Origin of the sequence: Burkholderia sp. AU18528, from assembly GCF_002223215.2 — a bacterium.
In the GTDB taxonomy this organism is placed as follows: domain Bacteria; phylum Pseudomonadota; class Gammaproteobacteria; order Burkholderiales; family Burkholderiaceae; genus Burkholderia; species Burkholderia semiarida.
Genome location: NZ_NKFC02000004.1, coordinates 1,179,825 through 1,203,551, shown reverse-complemented (window position 1 = coordinate 1,203,551; position 23,727 = coordinate 1,179,825). Strand labels below are relative to the sequence as shown.

Below are 23,727 nucleotides of genomic sequence, written 5' to 3'. Positions count from 1 at the left end.
TCAGACGTGACGGCCGGAGAAGAACGTCTCGCGCAGCGTGCGCATCCACAGCGGCTGCGCGTCGGCCAGCGCGAGACGGCGCTGCCGCGCGAAGCCATGCCGCGCGAGATGGTCGGCAACCCGCGTGTGGCCGGCCGGAACGGCACAGCCGACCGCTTCGGTACGCAGGTCGTCGAGAAACAGGTAATGCACGACGGACGGCAGCCAGCCGGCCACGCGGTGCGCGCCGCGCCAGCGCGACTCGCCGACCAGCATCCGCAGCCCGCGGTCGTAGTCGCGCGCCGCGACGTGCGGCGCGAGCGCGTCCTCCTTCAGCCAGAACGCCTCGAAATACGCGAACGGTTCACCGTCGAAACAGCCGACGAGCGGCGTCACGTGCGGATCGGCTTCCTGCGGGCCTTGCGCACCGCATTGGTCAGGCTGGGCGCCCGGCCAGCCGTCGCGCACGCGCGGCTCCGTGAACCAGCGCGCGAGCCGTTCGGCGTCCTCGGCCGGCTGCCAGCCGCGCAGCGTGAAGTGCACGCCGAGCGCCGGCAGGTCGCGCGCATAGACGTCCCCGCGCGGTGCGGGCGGCCGGCGCGGATGACGCCGGCCGTCGGTGATCGTCGGCAGCGTCGCGCACGGCAGAGCCGGGCCGACGCGCCACAGGTCGGCCTGTTGCGCCCAGCCGTCGCGCAGGCAGCGGCCGCCGTCGGCGAGGACGCCGCTCGCGCGCAACGCGTCGAGCGCGACGGCCGGCCAGGCAGCCGGGTCGAGCCGGACCGCCGCGTGGCGCGCGCTGTCCGAAAACGCCGCGGCCAGGGCGGCCAGCAGCGCCCGCCGCTGGTCGGCCGGCGCCGCGCGATGGTTGTACGCGACGAGGCGCAGCGCGCCGTCGTCGCCGAGCTGCGCGCGCAGCAACTGCGCGCCGATGCCGTCGCCGTGCGCGACACGGATCTCCGCGCCGTCGCGCACGGCGAACAGGCCGTCCGCGAACGCGAGCCGGTAGGTATCGAGCATCGTGAATCCGTCCGGACGCACTTCAGCCAGCATGGCGCGCCTCCTGTCCCGTTTCCGCTCGCGCGTCGAGCCGCGCGGCGAGCGCCGCGAGCGTCGGCGCCGCGAACACGTCGGCGACCGTCAGCGCGTGACCGGCGCGGCCGGCCGCATCGACGAAGCGCACGACGTCGAACGACGTCGCGCCGGCTTCGAACAGGTCGGCATCGGGCTCGGGCGCGGCCGTCGCGAACGTGTCGGACCACAGCGCGGCGAGCGCGGCGGCGGCATGCGACGGCGTTGCATCGACCGGCGCTGCCGCGTGAGCGTGGGTGCCGAACGCACCGTGCACGGCTGCGCGCGCCTCGGGTGCGCCGAGCGCCGCCTCCGACGCACCGGCGAAACGCGCGACCTCGTCGTGATACAGCTCGACGAGCGCGTCGACGAAATCGCGCGCGAGCAGTTCGTCCGCATATGAGAACGCGGCGCTCACGCGGCCGTCCGGATGCTCGACGACGTCCAGCTCCAGCGTGAACACGACGCGATGGCGCACGTCGTTGAATTCGGCCAGCGACAGGCCGGCCCAGTCGCGTGCGGCGGCGCCGGTCGGGCGCAGATAGTTGAACATCACCTGGAACAGCGGATTGGCCTGCGCGGCGCGCGGCGCACGCAGCGCAGCCACGACGTCGGCGAACGGCACGTCGGCATGCGCATACGCGGCGAGCGCCGTGTCGCGCACTTGCGCGAGCACGTCCGCGCGGCGCGCCGACGGGTCGATCCGCGTACGCACGACGACCGAGTTGATGAACAGGCCGAGCGCGGCGCGGGCCGCGTCGCCCGTGAGCTCGCGCGTCGACGCGAGCACGCCGACCGGCTGGTCGGCCGCGCCCGTCGCGCGGAACAGCGCGGTGTTGAGCGCCGCGTGCAGCAGCATCGGCAGCGTCGCGTGCGAGGCCGATGCGGCGTCGCGCGCTGCGCGAATCAGTTGTGCGTCGAATTCGAACGCGATACGGGCCGCGCGCCATTGCGGCACGGCCGGCGCATCGGCGCGCTGCGGCAACACGCGCGACGGCAGATCCGCGAGCGCGTCGCGCCAGTACGCGACGCGCGCCGGATGGCACGGCGCGGGCAGCACGAGCGGGAGGGCCGGTCGGGCGGCTTGGTCGGCTTCGTCGGCCGGCGCGCCGCTGCGCTGCACGCGGGCGACATAGCGAGCGCGCACCGCGTCGAGCCACAGCTCGATCGATTCGCCATCCGACACGATGTGATGGATCGTCACCGACAGCACGTGGTCGTTCGCACCGAGCCGCAGCACACGAGCGCGCCACAGTGGCGCGTCGGCCAAGAGGTCGAACGGCGCGAGCGCATCCTCGTCGGTCAGCGCGGCCGCGCGGGCCAGCGCATCGGCTCGGGCCGACAGGTCGATCACCGGCAGCGCGACGGCCACGTCCGCGTCGATCCGCTGACCCGGCAGCGCGCCGTCGCGGGCGACGAGCCGCGCGCGCAGCGCCGGATGCACGGCCGCCGCATCCGAGAACGCCGCGCGCAGCGCATCGACGTCGAGCGGGCCGCGCACGCGCAGCGCGACCGGAATGTTGTATGCGGCGCTGTCCGGCTGCGCGCGCCACAGGAACCACAGGCCGAGCTGCGCGGGCGACAGCGGCCACACGCCATGCGCGTCCGGTTTGGCCACGGCGATACCCGGCGCCGTGGCGCCCGACTGCGCGGCGCGCGGCGCGTCGGCCACCTGCAGCGCGTACTGGGCAAGCACGGGCGCCTCGAACAGCGCGCGCACCGGCACGTCGCGGCCGAGCCGTTCGGCCACGCGCGTCGCGACGCGCACGGCCGCGAGCGAATGGCCGCCGAGATCGAAGAAATGATCGCCGCGACCGACGCGTTCCAGGTTCAACACGTCGCACCAGATCGCCGCGAGCGCGGCTTCGTCGCCGTCGCGCGGCGCCTCGTACGCGCGTTCGACACGCACGGGCGCCGGCAGCCGTGCACGGTCGACCTTGCTGTTCGCGTTGCGCGGCAGCGCATCGAGCACGATCAGTTGCGCGGGCACCATATAGTCGGGCAGCGTGCGGCGCAGATGCGCGTCGAGCGCCGCGGCTTCGACCGGCTGCGCGGCCGCCCGCGCTTCGGCGGTCAGCTCGACGTACGCGACGAGCTGCGCGAGCGCGCCCTGCCCGTGCACGACCGCACAGGCTTCGCGCACCGCGTCGTGCGCGGCGAGCTGCGCCTCTATTTCGCCGAGTTCGATGCGCAGGCCGCGCAGCTTCACCTGATGATCGACGCGGCCGATGAAGTCGAACACGCCGTCCGCGCGGCGCCGCACGAGGTCGCCGGTACGGTACAGCCGCGCGCCCGGCGCGCCGTACGGATCGGGCACGAAACGCTCGGCCGTTAGCGCCGGGCGGTCGAGGTAGCCGCGTGCGACGCCGATCCCCTCGCCGCCCAGATACAGTTCGCCGATCACGCCGACCGGCAGCGGATGCAGCCGCGCGTCGAGCACGTGCGCGGTGCGCGCGCCGACCAGCGTGCCGATCGGCAGATACGCGGCGTCGCCGAGCTTCGCGAGATCGTCGCCGGGACGGAACATCCACAGCGTCGGCGTGATGACCGTTTCGGTCGGGCCGTAGCCGTTGACCACGCGCACGTTCGGCAGCGCGCGGCGCAGCATCGCGAACGCCTCGCGCGACGTCGCCTCGCCGCCGACGGTCAGCGAACGCAGCGTCGGCGGCGCGCCGTGCGCGAGCGCCCATTCGGCAAGCTGGGCGGCGCAGCCCGGCGGCACGTAGGTCATCGTCACGCCGTCGCGGATCATCATCGCGCAGGTCTGCGCGGGCGGCCACAACACGTCGGCCGTCACCGACACGGCGGCGCCCGACATGTATTGCGAAAACCAGCCTTCGTGCGCGCCGTCGAAATTGACCGACTGGAACAGCAGGAACACGTCGTTCTCGCCCGCGCCGTAGCGCTCGGCGATCGCCGCGCAGTGCAGCGCGAACGACGCGTGGTCGACGATCACGCCCTTCGGCTTGCCGGTCGAGCCCGACGTGTAGATTGCATACGCCGCGTGGCCGGGCAGCACGTCCGGCAGCGCGACGTGCGCGGCTTCGTCGAGCGCATCGATTTCGTCCGCGCGCCAGATGCGCAATTCCGGCAATTCGGGCAGCGACGCGGCGCTCGCGGCGTCGGTCAGCACGTGCGCGATGTTCGCATCGCCGACGATCTGCGCGAGCCGCTCGCGCGGGTGCGCCGGGTCGAGCGGCACGAACGCGGCGCCCGACTTCAGCACCGCGATCAGCGCGACGAGCAGATCGACCGAGCGCTGCAGCGCGACGCCCACGCGCATCTCGGGCCGCACGCCGGCCGCCACCAGATGGCGCGCCAGGCGCGCCGCACGCGCATCGACTTCGCCGCGCGTCAATGCGCGATCGATATCGGCGACACCGCGTGCGTCGGGCCGCGCGTGCGCATGCGCGGCGATGCGCACGTGCACCGGCACGAAAGGCTCGGCATCGGTCGCGCCGGCCGGCGCGTTCCATGCGAAAAGCTGCGCGCGTTCGTCGGCGGGCAGCCAGTCGAGATCGCCGATCGGCGTGTCAGGACGCGCGAGCGCGTCGGTCAGCAGCGTGACGAACCGCGCGGCCAGCCGTGCGATCGCGTCCGCGTCGAACAGGTCGAGCGCGTAGATGAAGGCCGCGTCGAACGTGCCGTCCGGCGTCGCTTCGACGGATAGCGTCAGGTCGAATTTCGCGGACGGCGTGCCCGACGGCAGCAACGCGGCCGACGCCGCGCCGAGCGGCGGCAGCGCGCGGCGTTCGCCATACGCGGCCATCACCTGGAACAGCGGATGGTGACTCGCGCTGCGCGGCACGCCAAGCGCGTCGACCACCTGCTCGAACGGGACGTCCTGGTGCATCTGCGCGTCGACGAGCGCGCGCTGCGTACGCGCGACCAGCGACGAGAAATCGCCGTGCGCGGGCACGTCGACGTCGATTGCCAGCGTATTGACGAAGAAGCCGATCAGGCCGGCGACTTCCGCGCGCTCGCGGTTCGCGGCCGGCACGCCGACGCAGATCCGCGCGTCGCCGGTCGCACGCGCCAGCAGCGCGTCGAGCGCGGCAAGCAGCACCGCGAACGGCGTCGCGCCCGACGCGGCCGCGAACGCGCGCAACTGCGCACCGATGCGCGCGTCGAGCGAAAACACGTGACGCGCGCCGCGCGCACTGCGGCGGGCCGGCCGTGCGGCCGCGCCCGGCAGCGTCAGCACGCCGCGCTGCGGATCGAGCCGCTCGCGCCAGAACGCGAGCTGGCGGTCGCGCTCGCCGGCATCGAGCCAGCGGCGCTGCCACAACGCGTAGTCGGCGTACTGGATCGGCAGCGGCGCGAGCGGCACCGGCTCGCCCGACGCATACGCGCGATAGAACGCCGCGAGCTCTTCCAGCATCACGCCCGACGACCAGCCGTCCGACACGATGTGATGCACGGTGAGCGCGAGCCAGTGATGCGTCGCGTCGAAGCGCACCAGGTGCGCACGCACGAGCGGCGCGGTACCGAGGTCGAACGGTTCGGCTTCGTCGGCCGCCGCGACGGCTTCCGCGCGCGACACGCGCTGCGCGTCCGGCAGCGCTTCGAGATCGGTTTCGCGCCACGGGCAGCGCAGCGGCGCGTGGATCGTTTGCGCGACGCCGTCCTTCGCTTCGTCGAAAGTGGTGCGCAGCGCCTCATGGCGCGCGATCAGCGCATCGCACGCGAGACGCAGCGCATGCCCGTCGAGCGGGCCCGTCAGCGCCAGGCGCTCGGTGATGTGGTACGCGTCCGGCGCATCGATCAGCCGCGCGTGCAGCCACAAACGCGTCTGCGCGAACGACGCCGGCACGCGGTCGCTGCGCGGCGTGCGCGGCGGGATCGGCAGCACGCGGAAGTCGATGCCGGCCGCGCCGAGCTTGTCGATGAAGACCGCGCGCTGCGCGTCGGGCAGTTGCGCGAAACGCGTCGCGAGCGCGAGCCAGTCGGGTTGAACCTTCGTCATCCGTCGTCCTTATTGGGTTTCCAGTTCGCCGAGCAGCGCGTCGATCGCGCTCGCCGCATCGGTCTCGCCGCGCGCCGCGCAGGCCGCGTCGATCGCTTGCGCGCAGCGCGCGAGCGTGCGCGTGTCGAACAGCGTGCGCAGCGGCAGCGCGAGCCCCCAGTGCAGGTTCGCCTGCGCGTGAGCCTGCGTCGCGAGCAGCGAGTGGCCGCCGAGCAGGAAGAAATCGCCGTCGCGGCCGATCGCGTCCACGCGCAACACGCGCTGCCAAATTGCCGCGAGCGCACGCTCGGTATCGGTCGCGAGCTCGACGGCTTCGGCCGCTTCGCGAACCGGCGCCGGCAGCGCATGGCGGTCGCACTTGCCGTTCGGCGTGACGGGCAATGCGTCGAGCTCGATCAATTGCGACGGCACCATGTACGCCGGCAGTTGCGCGCGCAGCGCGTCGAGCAGCGCCGCACGGTCGAGCGCGCCCGCGTCGCCGCGCGCGACATAGCCGATCAGTTGCTCGTCGCGCACGATCACGACCGCATCGTTCACGCCCGGCGCCGCGCGCAGCAGCGCCTCGATCTCGCCCGGCTCGATCCGCTGGCCGCGCAGCTTCACCTGCGTGTCGACACGGCCGAGGTAGTCGAGCGCGCCGTCCGCGCGCCGGCGCGCGAGGTCGCCGGTGCGGTACATGCGCGCGCCCGGCACGAACGGATCGGGCACGAACCGCTCGGCGGTCAGCGCCGGCCGGCCGAGATAGCCGCGCGCGAGGCCCGCGCCCGCGAGATACAGTTCGCCGGTCGCGCCGGCCGGCACCGGCTGCCACGCGGCATCGAGCACGTGCAGTTGCAGGTTCGCGATCGGATGGCCGATCGGCACCGCGACCGCTTGCGCGTCGTCGGGGCCGCAGGTCCAGTGCGACACGTCGATCGCGGCCTCGGTCGGCCCGTACAGGTTCACGAGCGTCGCGTTCGGCAACAGGCGCGCCATCTTCGCGACGAGTTCGGGCGCCAGCGCCTCCCCGCTCGCGACGATCAGACGCACGCTGTCGCATTGCGCGGCGGCCGAGAAATCGTCGAGATGCGCGGCGAACGCGGCGAGCATCGACGGCACGAAATGCAGCACCGTCACGCCGTGCGCGTGGATCGCCGCGGCCAGACGCGCCGGATCGCGGTGGTCGCCCGGCGCGGCGATCGCGAGCGTCGCGCCGATCGCGAGCGGCCACACGAATTCCCACACCGACACGTCGAAGCCGAACGGCGTCTTGTGCAGCACGACGTCGTCGCGCGTCAGCCGGTACGCGTGCTGCATCCACGCGATCCGGTTCGCGAGCGCGCCATGCGTGTTGCCGGCGCCCTTCGGCTTGCCGGTCGAGCCGGACGTGTAGATCAGGTACGCGAGCTGCGCATCGTCGACCGCGGCGGTTTCGCCATCGATATCGCCGGCTTCGTCGGCCAGCAGGTCGGCGACCGTCAGCAGTCGCGTATCGGCGCCCTCGCCCAGCGCGGCCTCGACCTGCTCGCGCAGATGCGCCTGCGTGATCGCGACGGCCGGCCGCGCGTCGCGCAGCAGGTACGCAATACGCTCGGCCGGATAGTCGGGATCGACCGGCAGGTACGCGGCGCCGGCCTTCAGCACGCCGACGAGCGCCATCACCATGTCGAACGAGCGCTCGACGCACAGCGCGACCGGCGTGTCCGGCCGCACGCCGCGCCGGCGCAGCGCGGCGGCGATGCGCGACGTGGCGGCGTCGAGTTCGCGATAGGTCGCGCGCTGCACGCGGCCTTGAGCGTCCGCGTATTCGAGCGCGATCGCGTCGGGCGTCGCCCGTGCCGCGTCGGCGAATTGCAGGTGTAGCGGCTGGCGTCGTTCGATCGGCCAGACATGTGCGGTGTCGTGCGCGCGGGCCAGCGCGTCGCGGGTCGCATCGTCGGCGATCGACAGCGTGCCGAGCAGCGCGTCGGGCGTACGGGCCAGCGCGTCGAGCGCGCAGGCGAACGCGCGATGCCAGGTCTCGATCTGACGTGCGTCGATGCGCGCGGTGTCGTAGCCGTAGTCGATCGTCAGTTCGGCGCCGCTTTCGATCACGAGCGTCAGCGCGAAATCGGTCGCTTCGATGCTGCGTACGTCGCTCAACGCCAGCGCGCGCGGATCGGCATCACGCGCCGTGTCGTCCACCGGATAGTTCTCGAACACGACCAGCGTGTCGAACAACGCGCCGCCCGATCCGCGCGCCCAGCGCTGGATGTCGGCAAGCGGCGTGTGCGCGTGTTCGGCGGCCGCCGCGTTCTCGCGTTGCAGCGTTTGCAGCCAGTCGGCCGCGCGTTGCTGCGGCGCCGGCGCGGTGATGACCGGCAGCGTGTTGATGAAGAGACCGAGCACCGAATCGACGTCCGCGAGCGCATCGGGACGGCCGGCGACGGTCGCGCCGAACGCGACGGCCGGCTGGTGCGTCATCCGCTGCAGCGCGAGCGCCCACGCACCCTGCACCAGCGTGTTGACGGTCAGCTTCAGCGCGCGGGCCGTCTGCGCGACGCGCGCCGTCGTGTCGGCGTCGAGCGGCGCGCGCCACGTGGCCATCTCGGCCTCCGCGCGATCGGCCGTGCGTTCCGCGATCAGCGTCGGTGCGTCGAGGCGCGCGAGGCGTTCGGTCCAGAAGCGTTCGTCGGCGTCGCGCTCGCGCGTGCCGAGCCATGCGATGAAGTCGCGATAGCGCAGCGCCGGGCGGCTCGCGAACGGCGACACGGCATCCGGGTCGCGATAGTCGCGCAGCACGTCGGCGAGCAGGCGCGCGGTGCTCCAGCCGTCGAGCAGCACGTGGTGACGCGTCCAGACGACGCGCCACGCGTCGTCCGTCACGCGGATCAGCGTGAGCCGCATCAGCGGCGGCTCGCGCCAGTCGAAGCCACGCGTGCGGTCGGCCGCGAGCCACGCGTCGAATTCGGCGTCGAGCGTGTCGCCGCGCGTACGCCAGTCGAGCTGCTCGACCGGCATGCGCGCGTGACGATGCACGCATTGCAGCGGCGCGGCTTCGTCCGGCATCACGCTCGTGCGCAGGATGTCGTGACGCGCGACGGACGCGTCGAACGCGGCCGCGAGCCTGTCCGCGTCCAGCGCGGTTGCGGTCGCGACGAGCTGGTTCACGTAGCTCGCGTGGCCGGGCGCGAACAGCGCATGGAACAGGATGCCCTGCTGCATCGGCGACAGCGGATACACGTCGTCGATCGCGCGCCAGTCGAGCGGTGCGCGTTCGATCGCGGCCTGCGTGAGGCCGGCGGCCTGCGCGAGCGGGAAATCGCCCGGCGTCGCGCCGGCGCCGCGATGCGCGATGCGTGACGCGCATGCCTCGACGAGTTCGCGCAGCGCGTTTGCGAAGCGTGCGGCGAACGCGTCGATCGTCGCGCGTTGGAATTGCGGCGCACCGTAGACCCAGTGCACCTTCAGCGTGCGCGCGCCGTCGCCATCCGTGTCGAGGTACGCATGGATCGCGAGCGTATTGCCGAGCGGCCCGTTCGGATCGCGCTCGACGCCGGTGCCGCCGAAACGCGGGACGAGCGTCGCATCGCGCGGCGCGTCGAACTGGCCGAGATAGTTGAACGTGACGCGCGGGCGCGGCACGGCGGCCAGCGCCGTGCGCGTGGCCGCATCGCCGTAGTGCGCGAGCACGCCGGAGCCGAGCCCCTTGTGCGGCACCGCGCGCAACGTGTCCTTGACCGCGCACAGCGTGTCGCGGGCCGTTGCTGTGACCGGCAGCGTCACCGGGTAATGGCTCGTCAGCCAGCCGATCGTGCGGCTGGCGTCCGCGTCGTCGAACAGCGCTTCGCGGCCGTGCCCTTCGAGTTCGACCCGGCACGACGCGGCGCCGCGCGCGCCGGCCAGCGCCAATGCGAGCGCCGCGCCGAGCAGTTCGATCGTCTGCGTGCGATAGGCCGCGTGCGCGTCGGTCAGCGCGGCGCGGGTCAATGCCGGGTCGATCGTCTGCACGACGACGGCCGCATCGGCGTTCGTGGCCGCGGCGTCGGGGTGATCGGGCGCGATGTCCTCGCCCTGCGCCATGCCAGCCCAATAGATGGTTTCGCCCGAGAACGGCGACGCCGGTTCCGTTGCCGCGCGGGCGAGCCGTGCCGCCCAGGCGTCCGCACGCAGGCCCGGCTGCGACAGGCGAACCGGCGTGCGTTCGCATGCCGCGCGGTAGGCGGTGTCGAGGTCGTCAAGCAGGATGCGCCACGACACGCCGTCGACGATCGCATGGTGAATCGCGAGATAAAGTCGCGTCGAATCGTCCGGCAGCCGCGCCGCGCACGCGCAGGCGAGCGGCCCGTTGCCGAGGTCGAGACGGCGTTGCAGCGCGTCGAAGCGGGCCAGCGCGTCGGCTTCGTCGCGTGCGGCGACTTCGACGAACGGCAGCGCGTCGTACGGCTTCGCCGCGTCGCTCGCGTGCCACGTGCCGTCGGCGCCGCGTGCGAAGCGCTGGCGGAATGCGTCGTGATGGGTGAGCAACGCGTCGAAGGCGCGTGCGAATGCGTCTGCGTCGAACGCACCGCGCACGTCGAACGACACCGACTGGTTCCAGTGGCCGCGGTGCGGAATATCGAGCGCGAAGAAGCGTTGTTGCGCGGGCGTCAGGATCGGCGTGGCGGCCGGCGTGACAGTTGCGGTCGCTACCGCCGCGCCCACAGGTTGAGCGGCGCCGGCCGCGTCGTCCGTTTTCGCGACGCGTGCAAGTTCGGCGACGGTCGGCCCGTCGAACAGTTGCTTCGGCGTGAAGCGCACGCCGCGCTTGCGCGCCCGGGCGATCACCTGCAACACGAGGATCGAATCGCCGCCGAGCTCGAAGAAATTGTCGTCGCGGCCGACCTTCGGCGCTTTCAGCACGGCCTGCCAGACGTCGGCAAGCACCGTCTCGACCGCGCCTTGCGGCGCATCGCCCGGCGCGGCCGCGACCGGCACCGCTGCCCGTTCGCGCAATGCCGCGCGATCGATCTTGCCGTTCGCCGTCACCGGCAGGCGTGCGAGCGCGACGAACTGTGCGGGCACCATGTAGTCGGGCAGCGTCGCGGCGAGCGCGGCGCGCACCGCGGCTTCGTCGAACGCCGCGCCGTCGCGCATCACGACGAACGTCGCGAGCCGCAGGCGGCCATCGTGCTCGATCGCGAGCGTTTCGGCCTGCGCGATCGGGCCGGCCGCGCGCACGGCCGCGCTCACCTCGCCCGGCTCGACGCGGTAGCCGCGAATCTTCACCTGATCGTCGATGCGGCCCAGGAACGCAAGGCGGCCGTCCGCGCGCAACCGCACGCGGTCGCCCGTGCGATACAGCCGCGCGCCGGGCGTGAACGGATCGGGCACGAAGCGCTCGGCGGTTTGCGCGGGGCGCCCGAGGTAGCCGCGCGCGACGCCCGGCCCACCGAGGTACAGTTCGCCCGTCGCACCGGCCGGCACGCACGCGCCGAACGCGTCGAGCACCAGCGCGCGCGCATTCGGCAGCGGCAGCCCGAGCGGCACGCCGCTCGCGGGATCGCGCGCGTCGGCGGCGATCGACGCCGTATCGCACGCGATCGCGCCGACCGTCGCTTCGGTCGGCCCGTAATGGTTGATCACGCGGCAGGCCGGCGCGAGCGCGGCCAGGCGCGCGACGAGCGCCCACGTGAGCGTTTCGCCGCCCGTCACGAGCGCGTGGCGCGGCAGCACGTCGGCCGGCACGCGCGCGTCGAGCAGCGCTTGCAGATGGCTCGGCACGATCTTCAGCACGCCCACTTCACGGCGGCGCATTTCGTCGGCGAACAGGTCCGGATCGAATGCGCACGCGGCCGGCAGCAGGTGCAGCGTGCGGCCCGCGCACAACGCGCCGAACAGCGTCGTGTGGCCGAGATCGGCCGCGACCGTCGAGACCATCGCGAACGATGCGTCGGGCGCGAACGCGAGTTCGTCGAGCATCCCCTGCACGTAATCGGCCAGCGCGCCGTGCGAGACGACGACGCCCTTCGGCGTGCCGGTCGAGCCCGACGTATAGATCAGGTACGCACCCTGCTCCGGGTGCGGCGCGACGCGCACGCCGGCCGCATGGGCGAGCGTCGCGTCCTGCGCGAGCGCGTCGACGTCGAGCGGCTGCGCGTCGATGCCGGCTGGCCACGCGGCCGGCTGCGCGACGAGCGCCCAGCGCGCGCCGCAGTCGGCTGCGGCCGCGGCGAGGCGGGCGGCCGGCTGCGCGGGGTCGAGCAGCACGGCCAGCGCGCCGGCTTTCAGCGCGCCCAGCAGGCCGACGACGAAACGCGCCGAACGCTCGATGCAGACGACGACCGCCGCTTCGGCGGCCACGCCGCGTTGCGCCAGCGCGCGTGCGATGCGGTTCGACGCGTCGTCGAGTTCGGCGAACGTCAGCGATGCCGATGCGTCGGAAAGCGCGACGCGATGCGGATACGCGGCCGCCTGCCGTGCGAACGCGGCGACGATGTCGGCGTGTTCGACGCGCAGCGCACGGCCGTCGCGCGGCTGACGCGACGCAGCCGACGCATCGCACGGCAGCGCGGCCGTCGTGGCGTGCGGTTCATGCGCGGCGGATGCGACGAGCGCCGCATAGCTGTCGAGCCACGCGCGCGCGGTGTCGGCATCGATGCAGTCGGTCGCATACGCCGCGACCAGCTCGATCCCGTTCGCGTCGTCGGTGAAATCCAGCGCGAAGTCGAAGCGCGCGGCGAGATCCGGCCCCGGCGTCGCGACCGCGGTCGCGCCCGGCAGCACGCTGTCGTGCCGGGCGTCGAACTGCTGCGCGAACTTCACGCGCAGCCATTCGTCGCCGCGCTTGACGGGCGGCTTCACCGCATCGACGACGCGCTCGAACGGCACGTCCTGATGCGCGACCGCATCGAGCGCCGCGGTACGCGCCGCGTCGACGAGCGCGCGGAACGGCAGCGTCGGCGCCACGCGCACGCGCAGCGCGACCGTATTCAGGAAAAGGCCCAGCAACGCACGCGTTTCGGGGCGCTGGCGATGCGCGACCGGCACCGCGACGACGACGTCCGTTTCGCCGGTCACGCGCGCCAGCCATGCGTCGAGCGCGGCCAGCAGCACCGTGAAGACGGTCGCCTGCGCGTCGCGTGCGAGTTGCCGCACGTCGGCCGCGACCGCATCGGGCAGGCGCACCGACACGCGCGCGCCGTGCAGCGTACGCGCGGCGCCCGGCTGGCGATCGACCGGCAGCGCGAGCGGGCCCGGCACGTCGCGCAACGCGCCGCGCCAGTAGTCGAGCTGGCGCTCGCCCTCGCCGCCGGCCAGCATGTCGCGCTGCCAGTCCGCGTAGTCGGCGTACTGGATCGGCAAGTCGGGCAGCGACGGTTCGCGGCCTTCGGCATAGGCGCGATACGCAGCCGACAGTTCGTCGAACGCGCAGCGCGAGCTCCAGCCGTCGGTGATCGCGTGATGCGCGGTCAGCAGCAGCCGGTGACGGTGGTCGGCGAGCACGACGAGCGTCGCGCGCAGCAGCGGGCCGCGCGCGAGGTCGAACGGCGCGGCCGCGTCGCGCTCGGCGAGACGCGCGGCTTGCGCGTCGCGGGCGGCCGGCGGCTGGTCGCGCAGATCGACGGCGGCGATCGACACCGGCAGATGCGCATGAATCCGCTGCATCACGACGCCGTCGTCGTTGTCGACCAGCGTCGTGCGCCATGCTTCGTGACGGCCGATCACGTGATCGAGCGCGCGCTGCAGCGCGTCGCGGTCGAGCGCCCCGTCGATCGTCCAGTGCGCGGCGATGTGATACGCGGCGCTCGCGTCACGCGTCTGCGCGAGCACCCAGAAGCGTTGCTGGGCAAGCGATGCCGCGCGATCGACGTATGGCGCGCCCGATACGGCCGCATCGGCCGGCGTGCGGCGCGCGGCAATCGTGGCCAGCGGTTCGCCGGTCTCGCGCTCCGCGCGATCGACTGTTTCGGCCAGTTCGGCAAGCGCCGGATCGGCGAACAGCGTGTCGAGCCGAAGGTTCACGCGGATGGCGGCACGGATCGCGGCCTGCAACTGCATCGCGGCGAGCGAATCGGCGCCGAGCGCGAAGAAGCGATCGTCGCGCGACGGCGTGACGTCGAGGCTCAGCAGCGTCTGCCAGAGGCCCGCGATCTGCTGTTCGGTCGGCGTGCGCGGCGCATCGCCCGCGGCTTGCGTCGTGTCGCGCGCGGCGGCAGCCTGCTGGGCGGCAATCCGCTGGGCGGCAATCCGCTCGCGCAGCGCGCCACGGTCGAGCTTGCCGTTCAGCGTGTACGGCAGCGCATCGCAACGCACGAACCGGTGCGGCTGCCACGCGGCCGGCAATTGCGCGGCCACGTGCGCCTTCAATGCAGCATCGTCGGCCGCCGCGCGCAGCGCGACGCACGCGATCAGCCGCGTCGGCCCGTTGGCGGTTTCGGCCAGCACGGCCGCGTCGGCCACGGCCGGGTGCGAGCGCAGGCATGCGGCGATTTCCGCCGGCTCCACGCGCACGCCGCGCACCTGGACCTGATCGTCGCGGCGGCCGAGATAGTCGAACGCGCCGTCGTCGCGCAGCCGTGCGAGGTCGCCGGTGCGATAGACGCGCGCGCCGGGCTCACCGTCCGCATCGGGAATGAAACGTTCGGCCGTGAGCGCCGGGCGACCGTGATAACCGCGAGCGACGCACACGCCGCCGAGCAGCAGTTCGCCCACCCCGTCGGCGTCGGCGCCGTCGATGCGCGCGACGCGCGGGCCGATCGCGCGGCCGATCGGCAGCGACGCATACGCGTCGTCGGCGGCCAGCACCGGCGTCTCGCCCGGCTCCACCGGCCACAGCATCGGCGAAATCACGGCTTCGGTCGGCCCGTAACCGTTGATCAGGCGCACGGCCGGGAACGTGCGGCGCACGAATTCGAATGCCTGCTGCGGCAGCGCTTCCCCGCCGAACGCGAGCACGCGCAAGGCCGGCGGCACGCCGTCGCGTGCGGCGACGGCTGCGAACTCGCGCAGGTACGCAGGCGGAAATGCGGCGACGTTGACTGCTTCGCGCACCATCAGCGCATGCGCGGCGTCCGGCGCGAACGGCTGCGGCGGCGCCACGACGATGCCGGCGCCGACCGCGAGCGGCGCGAGCCAGCATTCGTGCGCGGCGTCGAAGTTGACCGACGCGAAATGCAGCAGACGGTCGCCCGCCTCGATCGGCAGCGCGGCCGCGAGCGCGTCGCAGTGCGCGGCAAGCGGCCCGTGCTCGACGACCACCGCCTTCGGCGTGCCGGTCGAGCCCGACGTATAGATCATGTACGCGGCCGAACGCGGGTGCACGGCCACGGCATCGTCGTCGAACGCGTGAACCTGCGCGACGCCCGACGCTTCGGCCGTCACGTCGAACGCGTGTTCGAACGGCGTGCCGAGCGCCGCGCGGCCGGCGGCGTCGACGATGCCGTGCCGCAGTTGCGCATCCTGCACGATCCAGTCGAGGCGCGCGGCCGGATGGCGCGGATCGAGCGGCACGAACACGCCGCCCGCCTTCAGCACGGCCAGCAGCGCGACGAACAGTTCGCCGGAACGCTCGACGCACACGCCGACCCGCACTTCGGCGCCGACGCCGGCCGCGCGCAGTTGCCGGGCGAGTTGCGATGCACGTGCGTCGAGCGCACCGCGCGACAGGCGCAGGTCGTTCTGGAAAGGCACCGCGATGGCGGGTGCGTCGGGCGCGAGGCGCGCCAGTTCGCGGATTCGGTGATGCAGCGCAGTCGGGAAACTCGTCATGTGCGTGAAGTCCTTCGGTCCGGCCGCTTCGGCCAAGTCTCGGGGCCGCGAGGGGCGGCTTCACTGGTGTGACGAACGACGCAGCCGATTTTTTACCGTTTTGCGCGCAAAGTGCGTGCGACCGCTTTTTTTGACGATGGGACTAAATATTTGCGCGGCCCGTTCGTCTATCAGGGAGGAAAGCCGCAACGGGGCTCGCCCCGCCCGCCGCTTTCGCGTCAGATTTGCCGTTTTCGCGTTATTGCCTGCCCTCCCTTTACCGACGTTGCCGATGACAGCCGCCCACGAGCCTTCTTCCCCGCCGTCCCTCGACGCTTCCCCCGGCCGCCCTGCGGCGCGCCTGATCCTCGCGCTGCTGCGCGAAAGCCGCGTGTCGCTCACGCTGGCGCTCACCGCGTGCGTGCTGAACGGCGTCGCGAGCGTGCTGCTCGTCGCGACGCTGAACCGCGCGCTGTCGCAACCGGGCGCCGCCGACGCGGCGCTCGCGTGGCGTTTCGCGCTGTGCGCGGTGATCGCGCTCGTCACGCGGATCGTGTCGGGCACGCTGTTCGCCCGGCTGTCGCAGGACACGATGGCGCGGCTGCGCGTGCATCTGGCGCGGCGCGTCGGCGCGGCCGAACTGCGCGACATCGAGCGCATCGGCGCGGCGCCCGTGCAGTCGGTGCTGACCGACGACGCGACCAACGTGTCGATGCTGTTCTTCGCGCTGCCGAACCTGGTCATGCACGGCTCGATCGTGTTCGGCTGCCTCGGCTATCTGGCGTGGCTGTCCTGGCCCGTGTGCCTGCTGGCGCTGGCCGCGATCATCGCCGGCTCGCTCGGCTATCACACCGGCGACCGCCGCGCGATCGCGGCGCTCGAAGCCGCCGGCCAGGCGCAGGACCGTCTGTTCGGCTATCTCGGCTCGCTGTTCTCTGGCGCGAAGGAACTGAAGCTGCACGATGCACGCGCCCGCCAGTTCGTCGACGGCCAGCTCGGCGCCGCGATCGGCGAGGTGCGCGACCACCGCCGCCGCGCGTTCAGCGCGTATGCGGTCGGGGTCGGCTGGATCATCTTCCTGTTCTACGTGTTTCTCGGCGTCGCGTCGTTCTGGCCGCAGCTCGGCGTGCATGCCGACCCGGCCGCGGCCGCCGGCTACGTCGTCGTGTTCCTGTTCATGCTCGTGCCGCTCGACGGCCTGCTGAACAACTTGCCGACCGTCAACGCGGCGCGCGTGTCGCTCACGCGGATCGAAGGCGTGATGGCCGAATTCGGCGCGCTGCGCACGGTGCCGCCCGCGGCCGATGCGCCCGACGTGCCGCCGGCCGGCGCCGTCACGCTGCGCGGCGTCACGCATGCGTATTTCCACGAACGCGACGAACGGATGTTCAGCATCGGGCCGATCGACCTGACGATCAAGCCGGGCGAGCTCGTGTTCATCGTCGGCGGCAACGGCAGCGGCAAGACGACGCTCGCGAAGGTGCTGACGGGGCTCTACGAGCCCGAGCAAGGCACGATCGAGGTCGACGGCCGCACGATCGGCTGGCGCGAGCGCGCGGCCTACCGGCAGCGCTTCAGCGCGGTGTTCAACGATTTTCACCTGTTCGATGCGCTGCTGGGCATCGTCGACCCCGACGACCCGTCGCGCGCGCAGGCCGATGCGCGGGCCAACGCGCTCGTCGCGAAACTCGCGCTCGACCACAAGGTGAAGGTCGTCGACGGCGCGTTCTCCACGCGCGCGCTGTCGACCGGGCAGCGCAAGCGGCTCGCGCTCGTCGTCGCGTATCTGGAGGATCGTCCGTTCTACCTGTTCGACGAATGGGCGGCCGATCAGGACCCGTCGTTCAAGGCCGTGTTCTACGAGCAACTGCTGCCGGAGCTGCGCGCACGCGGCAAGGCCGTGATCGTGATCACGCACGACGACCGCTACTTCGATCTAGCCGACCGTCTGCTGAAGCTCGACAACGGACGCATCGTCAGCGATACGCAACCGGCGCGCCTGCGTGCGCAGGATGGCGTCGATGCGCTGAGCGCGTAACCCGACACGACGGTCGACGAGAAAAATCGCCGGCACGCTGCATTCATTGGCAGTGTGTCGGCGATTGTCGTTTCAGCGGGGAATGTTGCTGACGCGTGGTGAAAAGGAAAGGTGGAAACCGCGCGTCGTGAGGTCGGTCGCAACGCCCTGCCCGTCAAACGCAGCATCGTCCGTGGCTCGACGCGCGCCGCGCGCTCAACGCACGGCCGGCAGCTTCAGCATCGTATCGGTCATCACGTCGGCCAGCTTCAGCGCCGACATCGGACCGCCGAACCCCCAGATGTTGCGCTCGATCAGCGCGATCCGGTGCGCCTTCAGCGCGGGCACGAAACGCCACACCGGCGAATCGAGTTTCGCCGACAACGGCACGTCCATCCCCGACGCGGTCACGAACAGCACGGCCAGGTCGCGCTGCCGCAGCAGATCGGCCGACGTCACGTACAGCGTCCCTTCCCGCGTCGGCTTCTTCGGCCACGGATCGAGCCCGAGCGCGCGCGCGAGGCCCGCCGACGTGCTGTTGCCCGTATAGGCCCAGTAACGGTCGGGCAGGCCGAGATCCTGCAGCAGCGCGACGCGCTCGCCGTGGCGGCCCGCGGCCGCGAGCCGCGCCGCATTGCGCGCGATGCCGGCGTCGAGTTGCGCTTCGACCGCCTGCGCGCGCGCGTCGCGGCCCGTGACCGCACCGATCGTCCGGAAGATCTGGCGCATCCAGTCGAGCTGCGTGACGGGCACGCCGCCTTCGGACACGTTCGGGCTGAACTGGAACAGGATCGTCGGCGCGATCCGGTCGAGCGCATCGAAGATCGGTGCATGCCGGAAACCGACGCCGATGATCAGGTCCGGCTTGACCGCCGCGATCGCCTCGAGCCCCGGCTCCTGCCGCGAGCCGATGTCGGTCACGTGCGCGAGCTGCTCGCTGCGATAGCCGAGCCAGCCCGGGTAGAACGCGGTATCGGCCATCCCGACCGGCACGAGGTCGAGCGCAATCACGCTTTCCGCGAACATGAAGTCGAGCGCGACCACGCGCTGCGGCCGCACGGGCATCTTCGCGCTGGCCTGCGACACGACGGGATTGCCGGCCAGCGACACGGCGCCCTGTGTACCACGTGCATCGCCGGCGACGGAAGCCGCGGCCGCCGATGCGGAAAGCGCGCCGCAGCATGCGGCGCCGAGTGCCGCCGCGAGCGTGCCGAGCGCGTGACGGCGGCCGGCGTGCGTCACCGGCACGCGTCCTGCTCGGCCAGCGCCGCGTCGTCCATCGTCAGTAGCAGGGGGCAGCTTCCACACAGTTGCGTTTCTCCAGGAATTTCGTAGCGCAGGCAGCACACGCGGCGCGCGCGAAACGGCGTCGGCAGCAGCGGCGAGCGCGGCACCGCATCGCGCACGGGCTGGCGCAGCGGATTCGGTTCGCCGCGCACGCAGGTCGAACCGAACAGCCAGTCCGCATCGCGGACGGGATCCACCGCGCACGGCAGCGAACGATACGTATCGAGCAGATAATCGAGCAGATTGCCCGCGTTGCTCCACAGCACGCGCGGCGTGACGCGGCCCATCGCCGCGAGCCGCTCGATCACCGCGCCGAGATGCGCGATGAGCCCCGCATAGCGCGGCTCCGGTTCGTCGCACGGCGCGCCGAGCGCATCGTTCGCGAAATACAGCGCGGCCGGCATCCCGTCGTCGAGCGCGACGAACGTGCGCTCGGGCGTCATGTCGAGCGGCCGGCCGAGTGTCAGCGCGGCGACGACGCCGGCCGGCGCCGCGCGGCCGAAATAGTATTTGCTCCATTGCGACATCAGCGCGCGCACATGCTGCGCGGGATCACCGCCGTAATGGTCGACCATCGCGGCGAGCACGGCGTCGCGATGCGCGGGCAATTCGGCGACGGGCACGACGATACGGCCCGGCGCATGCACGTGTGCATCGTCGGGCATGCCGAGCCAGACGACGTCGAGATGTTCGGCGAACGGTTGCGGCGCGAACGCCGAAAAGCGCGTGGCGCGCGCGCCGTCGAGCGCGGGCGTCATCGCCCCGCGCGCCGGGCGCGGCGCCCCTCGAGAATCAGCAGCCCGAGCAGGTACGGCGCGCCGATCAGCGCGGTCAGCACGCCGGCCGGCACTTCGCGCGGCGCGACGACCGTGCGCGCCGCGAGATCCGCGACGCCGAGGATCAGCGCACCGCACGCCGCCGCGAGCCACAGCCGTGTGCGATGCCGGCGCGCGCCCAGCATCGTCGCGACGTGCGGCGCCATCAGCCCGATGAAGCCGACCGGCCCGACCGCCGCGACGGCCGCGCACGCGGCGAGCGTCGCGATCGTCAGCGCGAGCGGCCGCAGCGCGGCCACCGGCAGGCCGAGCGCGGCCGCCTGATCGTCGCCGAGCGCGAGCATGTCGAGCGGCTTCGCGAGCCACGCGAACACCGGCACCGCGAGCACGCACCACGGCAGCAGCATCGACACCTCGCCCCAACTGCGGCCATACGTGCCGCCGACGAGCCACACGACGAAGCGCGCGGGCTGCACGCTTTCCTGCGTGATCAGCCATTGCGCGAGCGTGGTCCACAATGCGCCGATCACGATGCCGGTCAGCGCAACCGCGAGCGGCGCGTAGCGATGCCGGTGATTCAGCGCGAGCGTAATCGCGAGCGACAGCCCGCCGCCGGTCAGCGCGGCGGCGGCAAGCGTCACATGGCCCATCAGCGGCCACGTCGACAGCGCGAACAGCGTGACGAGCCCCGCGCCCTGCGTGACGCCGAGCACTTCGGGGCCCGCGAGCGGATTGCGTACGACGCTCTGCATCGCGACGCCGCTGACGGCCAGCAACGCGCCGGCGAGCAGCGCGCACAGCAGGCGCGGCATGCGCAGGTCGATCAGCATGCGCGCGAGCGCATCGTGACCGGACAGCGCGGCCGACCAGCGCGCGGGCGACAGCCACTCGGGGCCGGCCGACACGCCGACGAAAACAACCAGCACGCCCGCCACGACGAACAGCGCGGTGCGCAGCGGCCAGCCGAGCCGTTCGAGCCAGCCGACGAGCCGCGTCGAGCCGCCGCCCGTCGCGCGTTCGGCATCCGCATGCAGCACGCCCGACCAGGCGGCGCCGCGCCGGATCATCGCGAGCATCAGCGGCGTGCCGACCAGCGCGATCGCGACGCCGGTCGACAGCGTCGCGTCGAGGCCCGACGCGAGCACCGCGCTGTCGGTGACGAGTACGAGCGCGCCGCCGGCGAGCGCCGACAGCGGCACCAGCACGCCGAGCCGCGCCGCGCGCGCGCCGCGTATCTGGCGCAGCAGATTCGGCGCGACGAGGCCGACGTACGACAGCGGGCCCGCGATGCTGACGGCCACGCTCGTGAACGCGACCGCGACGATCGTCGCGGCAAGCCGCGTCGCATCGACGCGCACGCCGGCCGCGGCCGCCGCATCGTCGCCGAGCGTAAGCGGATTCAGCGGCCGGATCACGAACGGCAGCGCGGCGAGCGGCACGACGAGCCAACGCGCGGCGAGCGCGAGGCCCGTCGCGCCCGGCTGGTACAGGCTGCCGTTGGTCCACAGCGCGGCGCCCGCGATGTTCTGCTCGAAGAACGCAAGCACGAGCGTCGACAGCGCCGCGAACAGCAGCATGCACACGCTGCCCGCGAGCACGAGCCGCAACGGCGTCGCGCGCCAGCCGCCCGCCGCGACGATCGCGCACGCGGCGGCAGCGAGCCCGCAGACGAACAGCAGCGGCACCGACGCGACACCGGCCAACGCCGGCACCAGCATCGCCGCGAGCAGGCCGAGCTGGGCGCCGCCCGTCACGCCGAGCAAGTCGGGCGACGCGAGCGGATTGCGCGTGAGCGATTGAAACAACGCGCCGGCGATGCCGAGGCAGCCGCCCGCGACGAGCGCGGCCGCGACGCGCGGCAGATTCAGGTCGAACAGGAACACGTGCGCGAGCGCGGCGGCATCGCTGCCGGGCGCCGCGTCCCACCACACGCGCAGATCGGGGGCGATCCGTAGCGCGGCGAGCAGCGCGATCAGCACGACGAGGCCGAGCGCAATCGCGCCGGCCCGCCCTGCGGTCGCCCGCTTGCCCGTCGCCGCGAGGCGCTTGCGCATCGCGAACGTCGTCATACCGCGAGATCCCGGTCGAAAACGCCGGCCGCCTGCGGCGCGCCGTCGGTCGACGGCCCGTAGGCCGGCACGCACATCGGCGCGCCCGTCTGCGGATGCGCGAGCTTCAGCATCTCGACGCCGAACGCCGCACGCAGCCGCGCCGGATCGAGCATCGCGTCGGGCGTGCCCTGCGCGACGAGGCGACCCGCGCGCATCAGCACGATCTCGTCGCTGTACGCGGCCGCCTGGTTCAGGTCGTGCAGCACCCACACGATCGTCAGCCCGCGCGCGCGGTTCAGCGCACGCAGCGCATCGAGGATGTCGAGCTGGTGATGAATGTCGAGGTAGGTCGTCGGTTCGTCGAGCAGCACGATCGGCGCCTGCTGCGCGAGCGCCATCGCGATCCACGCGCGCTGGCGTTCGCCGCCCGACAGCGCGCCGACGTCGCGCTCCGCGTCGCCCGCGAGGCCGCTCGTGTCGAGCGCCTCGTCGATCGCCGCATGATCGGCCCGCGACAGGCCGCGCAGGAAGCCGCCGTACGCATAGCGCCCGTACGCGACGAGCTCGCGCACCGTGAGGCCCGACGGAATCTGGTTGAACTGCGCGAGCATCGTCAGCTCGCGCGCGAGCGCGCGGCGGCGAAACGACGCGAGCGGCCGGCCGTTCACTTCGACATGGCCGGCACGCGCGGGCTGCAGGCCCGCCAGCGTGCGCAGCAGCGTGCTCTTGCCGCAGCCGTTCGGTCCGCACAGCGCGGTTACGCGGCCGGCCGCGATCGACAGGTCCAGCCCGTCGATCACGACATGGTCGCGATATCCCACCGACAGCCCGCGCGCGGCAAGCGCGGCGGTACTACGCGTCATCAATCCTCCGTTCGGTCGCGCGGGACCGTATAACTCTGCGCCATCGCGACGACGACCTTGCGCGGCCCCTCGAACGGGTCGCGCGCATGCGCGGTCAGCATGTTGTCGAGCATCAGCACGTCGCCGGTGCGCCACGGGAACACGATGCGCTGCTGGTCGAGCACGCCGCGGATCTGCGCGAGCACGTCGGCCTCGAGCGGTTCGCCGTCGCCGTAATACACGTTGCGCGGCACGTTCTCCAGCCCGACCGCGTCGACGAGCGCTTCCTGCATGTCGTCGTCGAGCGCCGACAGGTGAAACAGGTTCGCCTGGTTGAACCATACGCGATCGCCCGTGCGCGGATGACGCGCGACGGCCTGACAGCGTTCGCGTGTGCGCAGCAGCAATTCGCCGTCGTCGTCGGTGCGCCATGCGCATTCGATCCCGCGCGCCGCGCACATCCGCTCGACCTCGGCCGGCTCGTCGGTGCCGAACGACTGCTGCCACGGCAGGTCGAGGCCCTGCCCGAAATTGCGCACATACAGCAGCTCGCGCTTCTCGAAGCGCGCGACGAGCGCGGGATCGAGCGCGCGATACACGGCGCGGCTGTCCGCGATCGGCGTCGCCCCGCCCTTCGGCGCGGCGAGCGCGCAGTGGAACCAGATGCGCAGCGGCCATTCGCGCGTGTACGACTGCTCGTTGTGCAGCGGAATCGCGCGGTGCGGCGGGTATTCGGTCGACGTGTAGACCGCGCCCTCGACCTGGCTGCGCGGCGTCGACGCGTATTCATAGCCGATCAGCGGATCGCCGAACGAGGCCGCGAATTGCTGGAATGCGTCGATCGACGGCACGCGAAAGCCCGTGAACAGCACGCCGCCCGCCCTCTCGAGCGTGTCGGCCGCGATCTCGCGCGCGAGCGGCGCGACCTCGTCGATCGACATCCCGTCGTTGCCGCGCGGCGACACGACGGTGGGCAGTCCCGGCTCGATACGCAGGTCGTCGAGCGTCGGCAACGAAAGCAGGGTCATGCAACGTCCTCTTCAGGTGGCGC

9 protein-coding genes are annotated in these 23,727 nt (G+C 72.5%); 1 reads left to right on the top strand and 8 read right to left on the bottom strand.

Annotation, left to right across the window (positions count from 1 at the left end; all coding sequences use genetic code 11):
* Genes CFB52_RS08290 through CFB52_RS08280 form a run of 3 tightly spaced genes read right to left on the bottom strand, consistent with a single transcriptional unit; the run spans position 1 to position 15,724 of the window.
* Positions 1 to 1,032 (bottom strand): GNAT family N-acetyltransferase, encoded by a 1,032-nt coding sequence (locus CFB52_RS08290; RefSeq protein ID WP_099316390.1) that lies wholly within the window; start codon positions 1,030 to 1,032, stop codon positions 1 to 3.
* Positions 1,022 to 6,016, bottom strand: coding sequence for a non-ribosomal peptide synthetase (locus CFB52_RS08285; protein ID WP_099316389.1), 4,995 nt, complete (start codon positions 6,014 to 6,016; stop codon positions 1,022 to 1,024). Before CFB52_RS08285 ends, CFB52_RS08290 begins: the two co-directional genes overlap by 11 nt.
* Before the next feature lie 9 nt (positions 6,017 to 6,025).
* Positions 6,026 to 15,724, bottom strand: a complete 9,699-nt coding sequence (locus CFB52_RS08280) for a non-ribosomal peptide synthetase (RefSeq protein ID WP_099316631.1) — start codon at positions 15,722 to 15,724, stop codon at positions 6,026 to 6,028.
* Between the two features lie 271 nt (positions 15,725 to 15,995).
* Here CFB52_RS08280 and CFB52_RS08275 point away from each other — a divergent pair, with 271 nt between their 5' ends.
* Complete coding sequence (locus CFB52_RS08275) at positions 15,996 to 17,741, top strand: cyclic peptide export ABC transporter (RefSeq protein WP_059643301.1); 1,746 nt, start codon at positions 15,996 to 15,998, stop codon at positions 17,739 to 17,741.
* 195 nt (positions 17,742 to 17,936) lie between these two features.
* On the opposite strand, the gene CFB52_RS08270 is transcribed toward CFB52_RS08275, so the two are convergent.
* The 5 genes from CFB52_RS08270 to CFB52_RS08250 are packed head-to-tail and all read right to left on the bottom strand — an operon-like array spanning position 17,937 to position 23,704.
* Complete coding sequence (locus CFB52_RS08270) at positions 17,937 to 18,962, bottom strand: ABC transporter substrate-binding protein (RefSeq protein WP_099316630.1); 1,026 nt, start codon at positions 18,960 to 18,962, stop codon at positions 17,937 to 17,939.
* Entirely contained in the window at positions 18,959 to 19,765 is an 807-nt protein-coding gene (gene fhuF, locus CFB52_RS08265; RefSeq protein WP_099316388.1) for a siderophore-iron reductase FhuF, read from the bottom strand. Before fhuF ends, CFB52_RS08270 begins: the two co-directional genes overlap by 4 nt.
* A complete protein-coding gene (fhuB, locus tag CFB52_RS08260) occupies positions 19,762 to 21,852 on the bottom strand; it encodes a Fe(3+)-hydroxamate ABC transporter permease FhuB (RefSeq protein WP_099316387.1) in 2,091 nt (696 codons plus the stop codon). The genes fhuF and fhuB overlap by 4 nt, the downstream gene beginning before the upstream one ends.
* Positions 21,849 to 22,697 carry an ABC transporter ATP-binding protein gene (locus tag CFB52_RS08255; RefSeq protein WP_059584107.1) on the bottom strand — a complete coding sequence of 283 codons (849 nt, stop codon included), beginning with the start codon at positions 22,695 to 22,697 and terminating at the stop codon, positions 21,849 to 21,851. The genes fhuB and CFB52_RS08255 overlap by 4 nt, the downstream gene beginning before the upstream one ends.
* The gene (locus CFB52_RS08250; RefSeq protein WP_059584109.1) at positions 22,697 to 23,704 is read right to left on the bottom strand and encodes a TauD/TfdA family dioxygenase; all 1,008 of its coding nucleotides are present in this window, start codon (positions 23,702 to 23,704) and stop codon (positions 22,697 to 22,699) included. Before CFB52_RS08250 ends, CFB52_RS08255 begins: the two co-directional genes overlap by 1 nt.
* Between the last annotated feature and the right edge of the window lie 23 nt (positions 23,705 to 23,727).

Bases quoted from the DNA above. Each gene is read 5' to 3' on its own strand.
- CFB52_RS08250 (WP_059584109.1), bottom strand. From the start codon at position 23,704: ATGACCCTGCTTTCGTTGCCGACGCTCGACGACCTGCGTATCGAGCCG.
- fhuF (WP_099316388.1), bottom strand. From the start codon at position 19,765: ATGACGCCCGCGCTCGACGGCGCGCGCGCCACGCGCTTTTCGGCGTTC.
- CFB52_RS08290 (WP_099316390.1), bottom strand. From the start codon at position 1,032: ATGCTGGCTGAAGTGCGTCCGGACGGATTCACGATGCTCGATACCTAC.
- CFB52_RS08255 (WP_059584107.1), bottom strand. From the start codon at position 22,697: ATGACGCGTAGTACCGCCGCGCTTGCCGCGCGCGGGCTGTCGGTGGGA.
- CFB52_RS08280 (WP_099316631.1), bottom strand. From the start codon at position 15,724: ATGACGAGTTTCCCGACTGCGCTGCATCACCGAATCCGCGAACTGGCG.
- CFB52_RS08285 (WP_099316389.1), bottom strand. From the start codon at position 6,016: ATGACGAAGGTTCAACCCGACTGGCTCGCGCTCGCGACGCGTTTCGCG.
- CFB52_RS08275 (WP_059643301.1), top strand. From the start codon at position 15,996: ATGACAGCCGCCCACGAGCCTTCTTCCCCGCCGTCCCTCGACGCTTCC.
- fhuB (WP_099316387.1), bottom strand. From the start codon at position 21,852: ATGACGACGTTCGCGATGCGCAAGCGCCTCGCGGCGACGGGCAAGCGG.